Source organism: Streptomyces sp. NPDC046876 (assembly GCF_040645035.1).
In the GTDB taxonomy this organism is placed as follows: Bacteria; Actinomycetota; Actinomycetes; order Streptomycetales; family Streptomycetaceae; genus Streptomyces.
Window position 1 is genome coordinate 1 of sequence record NZ_JBEYXK010000197.1, and the last position, 4,713, is coordinate 4,713.

The following is a 4,713-nucleotide window of genomic DNA, read 5'->3' on the forward strand; positions in this document are numbered from 1 at the left end:
CCGACGCCCCCATCATCACCACCGACGCACGCCACCGCGCCGACGCCAAGAGCGCCCTCATCACCCTCGTCGAACACGCCCTCATGGCACGACTGAAGTAGCGGGATCGCCCTGCGGACGGGGAAGGGCGGGCTGTGTCGTGCGACACGGCCCGCCCTCCTCGTTCATAACGTTTCGACAGAGAATTGGCCTTCTTCGGGCACGGGCCGCGTTCGCCCGGTCTCGCTGTGCGCACAACTGGCCCCGTTTTTGCCGCCGCTCGCTCTTTATGTCCGTTTTATGTACGGCGGGCGGCTCCGGCAACGGCCGGATCCAACTGTTTGGAACACGGCCCTTGACCATGCTGGAATTCAACTAACTAGCTAGTAGCACCGCCGAGAGGTTGTTGGTCGAGTGAGGCGAAGCAACTCGAGCCCCGCGGATGAATCCGCGCGAGGCAACTTCACCCCGCCGCAGCGCGCGGCCGCGTCGCCCGTCGACGTGCCCGTGGAACCGCAGGCCAAGAGCGGCAACCCCAGCAGGCTCTCGCCCCGCAACTGGCGCGTGGCCACCCGTCTGAACGCCATCCTGCTCCTGCCGGTCCTCGTCGGACTGGTCATGGGCGGCTTCCAGGTGAAGGGCTCCCTCGACACCTGGAACGAGGCCAAGGATGCCGAGAAGACGGCCCGCATCGTCCAGGCGGCGGCGGAATACGGCCAGGCCCTGCTCAACGAGCGCGACCTGACGGCCGAACCGCTGCTGAAGGGCGACACCAAGAACGAGGCCGTCGCCAAGGCGTACAAGGCCACCGACGCGGCCCAGGAGAAGTTCGCCCAGGCCGTCAAGGACCTCCCGAAGAACCAGGGCCTCGAGCGGCGCCTGGACCTCTTCCGCCAGGAGGAGCCGAAGCTGGAGACGGTGCGCTCGCACGCGTACCAGACCCAGGAGACGGCCAAGAAGGCCCCCCCGAGCGCTTTCGGTCCCATTCCGACCGAGGACGGCTACCTGCTCGTCCAGCACTACCTGATGCAGTTCTCCAACGAGCTCGGGCTCGGCACCGGCAACGTCACCAGCTACGGCCGCATGGTCTACGCGATCGAGCTGGCCAAGGCCGCCGAGTCGCTCCAGCGCGCCATCGGCACCCATCTGCTGGTCCGCCCCAACGAGGCCGAGGACGTCCGCAAGGCCCAGCTCGTCGCCTTCTCCTCGTACGCGTACCTCGAGGAAATCGCGATCGGCGAGTACGTCGCAGCCGGAACCGAGGACGACACCAACCGCCTCAAAGAGGTGATGGCCAAGAAGTCCCAGGAGTCCGCCGCCAAGCTCGCCGCCGCCAAGTCCCAGGCGGAGCAGGCCGGCACCCCCTTCAAGGTGCCGAACCCGGTCAACGGCTCCGTGCTGACCGCCATGACGGACCTCATAGCCGGCGGCGACAAGCCCGCCAACCTGGCCAAGAACGGCGTCACGCCGCTGAGCTGGCAGGCCGCCGCCACCGGCAAGTTCGAGGGCTACGCCGAGGTCGAGAAGGAACTCCTCGACAAGGCCGTGAAGGACGCCGTCAAGGTCTCCGACGACGCCCGCAACGCCGCCATCTGGACCGGTGCGGTCGTGGTCGTGGCCCTGCTCGTCGCGTTCATCCTGGCCGGCATGGTGGCCCGCCAGATGAGCCGCTCCATGCGCCGCCTGCGCGGCGCCGCGTTCGACGTCGCCGAGCAGCGCCTGCCGATGCTCGTCGACCAGCTCTCGCGCACCGACCCGGGCAAGGTCGACACCCGTGTCGCGCCGATCCCGATCGACTCCCAGGACGAGATCGGCGAGGTCGCCCGCGCCTTCGACCAGGTCCACCGGGAAGCGGTCCGGCTCGCCGCCGAGCAGGCCCTCCTGCGAGGGAACGTCAACGCGATCTTCACGAACCTCTCCATGCGCAACCAGTCGCTGATCGAGGGCCAGCTGTCGCTGATCACCGACCTGGAGAACAACGAGGCGGACCCGGACCAGCTGGAGAACCTCTTCCGCCTGGACCACCTCGCCACCCGCATGCGCCGCAACGGCGAGAACCTCCTCATCCTCGCGGGTGAGGAGCCGGGCCGCCGCTGGGACCAGCCGGTGCCCCTCGTCGACGTCCTGCGCGCCGCCTCCTCCGAGGTGGAGCAGTACGAGCGCATCGAGCTCGCGGGCGTCTCCGAGGCCGAGATCCACGGCCAGGCCGTGACCGACCTCGTGCACCTGCTCGCCGAGCTCCTGGAGAACGCCACCACGTTCTCCTCCCCCCAGACCAAGGTCCGCGTCAACGCCACGCGTCTGCCCGACGGCCGCGTCATGGTCGAGATCCACGACAAGGGCATCGGCCTGACCGCCGAGGACTTCGCGGACATCAACCACAAGCTGGCCAACCCGCCGACCGTGGACGCCGCGATCTCGCAGCGCATGGGCCTCTTCGTGGTCGGCCGCCTGGCGGACCGGCACAACATCCGCGTCCAGCTGCGCCCCTCGGGCGAGGCGGCCGGCACGACGTCGCTGGTCATGCTTCCCGACGCCATCACCCATGGTGGTGGTGGCGAGGGGATCCCGGACGACGAGTTCACCGTCTCCTCGATGATCCCGCAGCAGCAGGCCCAGAACGCCGCCCCGCTGCGCACGGCGGCCGAGCTCGGCTTCGACGACTCCCGCTACGACAACCAGGGCGCCGAGGGCGGCCTGGACTCCGTGGGCCGCTCCCTGGGGCACCAGGAGCGCCGCGCGGCGCTCCAGGCCCAGCTGAACTTCCCGCAGGGCCAGGAGGAGTACTCCGAGCAGGAGTATGCGGAACCGCAGCCGGAGCACGGCTACCAGCAGTACCCGGAGTACGAGCAGCAGTCCGAGCAGGGCTACGACGGCGCGTACGACACCCGCCAGGCCCACGCGGACCGCCAGGGCCACGAGGCGTACGAGGCGTACCCGCAGCAGGGATACTCCTATCCGGAAGCGGGTTACCAGGAGCCGCAGCAGGACGCCCAGGCGTACGACGGCGGCTACGAATCCCAGGCCCAGCACGCAGAATGGCCGGAGCAGAACACCTACTCCGGTGGCTACCAGCAGGGCTACGGGACCGAATCGGAACCCCCTCTCGCTCCCGAACCCGCCGCGGACCGCGTAGGCTTCGACCGTCCGGGCGCCGCTGCCGACACCGGTCACGAAATGACCGGAGCGGGCCTGCCGCGCCGCGGCAGCCAGCAGCAGTGGCAGCCGGCACAGCAGGAAGCGGAGTCCTCCGGATCCCTCTTCGAGCAGCGGCCGCAGCGACAGCAGCAGCCCGCCGCCCCGGAGCGGGCCCCGGAACAGGACGAGGCGGCCGGCTCCGGCTGGCGCTCGAAGAACGACGAGCGCTGGCAGCAGGCCGGCAAGCTCCGCGAGCCGAAGGCGGGCGGGGTGACCTCGTCCGGTCTGCCTCGGCGGGTGCCCAAGGCCAACCTGGTCGAAGGCTCTGCGGAGACCACCCCGCAGGGCGGCCCCCAGGTCTCCCGCGCTCCGGAGGACGTCCGTGGCAGGTTGAGCAACCTGCGACGGGGTGTCCAGCAAGGACGCAGCGCGGGTACTGAGCAGTCAAGTAACAGCTATGACCAGGAGCGTTAGTGTGAGCCCGATGAGCCAGGCGGCACAGAACCTGAACTGGTTGATCACCAACTTCGTGGACAACACCCCCGGGGTGTCGCACACGGTGGTGGTCTCCGCCGACGGCCTCCTTCTGGCGATGTCCGATGGATTCCCGCGCGACCGCGCCGATCAGCTGGCGGCCGTGGCCTCCGGACTGACCTCGCTGACCGCCGGAGCCTCCCGCATCTTCGAGGGCGGCGCCGTCAACCAGACCGTGGTCGAAATGGACCGGGGATTCCTCTTCCTCATGTCCATCTCCGACGGGTCCTCGCTCGCGGTGCTCGCGCACCCCGAGTGCGACATCGGCCTCGTCGGCTACGAGATGGCCCTCCTCGTGGATCGAGCGGGCACGGTCCTCACCCCGGACCTGCGCGCCGAACTGCAGGGAAGCCTTCTCAACTAGCAAACAGGCAGTGCGTTTCGCGTCATCGCACCGTAGGGTGCGGTGGCGCGGTTCCACAGGGAGTACTGCGTTCTTGGAGTCGGAGGAGGAGACGTGACAACACCCGGAGGACATCCTTACGGCGGCGCACAACAGCCGCAGGGTGGGCACGACCAGAACCGCTTCAACTTCCCCTCGGCTCCCAGCCGGCCCGTGCCGGAGCACAACCCGTACCAGCAGACGTACGGCCAGCAACAGCAGCCCCAGGTGCCGCAGAGGCCCTCGCAGCAGCCCCTCCGCGCTGCGCAGCCCCAGGCTCCGAAGGCGCACAACCCGCTGGTGCGCCCGTACGCGATGACCGGCGGCCGGACCCGGCCGCGCTACCAGCTCGCCATCGAGGCGCTGGTCAGTACCACGGCGGATCCCGCTCGGATGCAAGGGCAGTTGCCCGAGCACCAGCGCATCTGCCGCCTGTGCCTGGAGATCAAATCCGTTGCGGAGATCTCGGCACTCCTCTCCATTCCTCTTGGCGTGGCCCGCATCCTCGTCGCCGACCTGGCAGAGGCGGGCCTTGTCGCCATTCACCAGCCCGGCGGCGACGAATCTGCCGGCGGCCAGCCAGATGTGACACTGCTCGAAAGGGTGCTCAGTGGACTTCGCAAGCTCTAACGGCGGGGCGGCTCGCTCCACCACCTCCGCGAAGATCGTGGTGGCCGGCG

Annotated in this window: 3 protein-coding genes and 2 pseudogenes; all 5 read left to right on the forward strand. The window is 69.1% G+C overall.

Going from position 1 to position 4,713, the window contains the following annotated elements:
* Positions 1-101, forward strand: a pseudogene (locus tag ABZ924_RS38100) (ATP-binding protein); the annotation flags it as partial.
* A 292-nt stretch (positions 102-393) separates the two neighbouring features.
* On the forward strand, positions 394-3,591 hold the full coding sequence (locus tag ABZ924_RS38105) for a nitrate- and nitrite sensing domain-containing protein (RefSeq protein ID WP_361920259.1): 3,198 nt from the start codon (positions 394-396) through the stop codon (positions 3,589-3,591).
* Between the two features lie 10 nt (positions 3,592-3,601).
* Positions 3,602-4,015: a roadblock/LC7 domain-containing protein gene (locus ABZ924_RS38110; RefSeq protein ID WP_114058494.1), complete on the forward strand. Its 414-nt coding sequence runs from the start codon at positions 3,602-3,604 to the stop codon at positions 4,013-4,015.
* 93 nt (positions 4,016-4,108) lie between these two features.
* Positions 4,109-4,663: a DUF742 domain-containing protein gene (locus ABZ924_RS38115; RefSeq protein ID WP_361920261.1), complete on the forward strand. Its 555-nt coding sequence runs from the start codon at positions 4,109-4,111 to the stop codon at positions 4,661-4,663.
* Positions 4,644-4,713, forward strand: a pseudogene (locus tag ABZ924_RS38120) (ATP-binding protein); the annotation flags it as partial. The gene ABZ924_RS38115 and the pseudogene ABZ924_RS38120, both read left to right, overlap by 20 nt.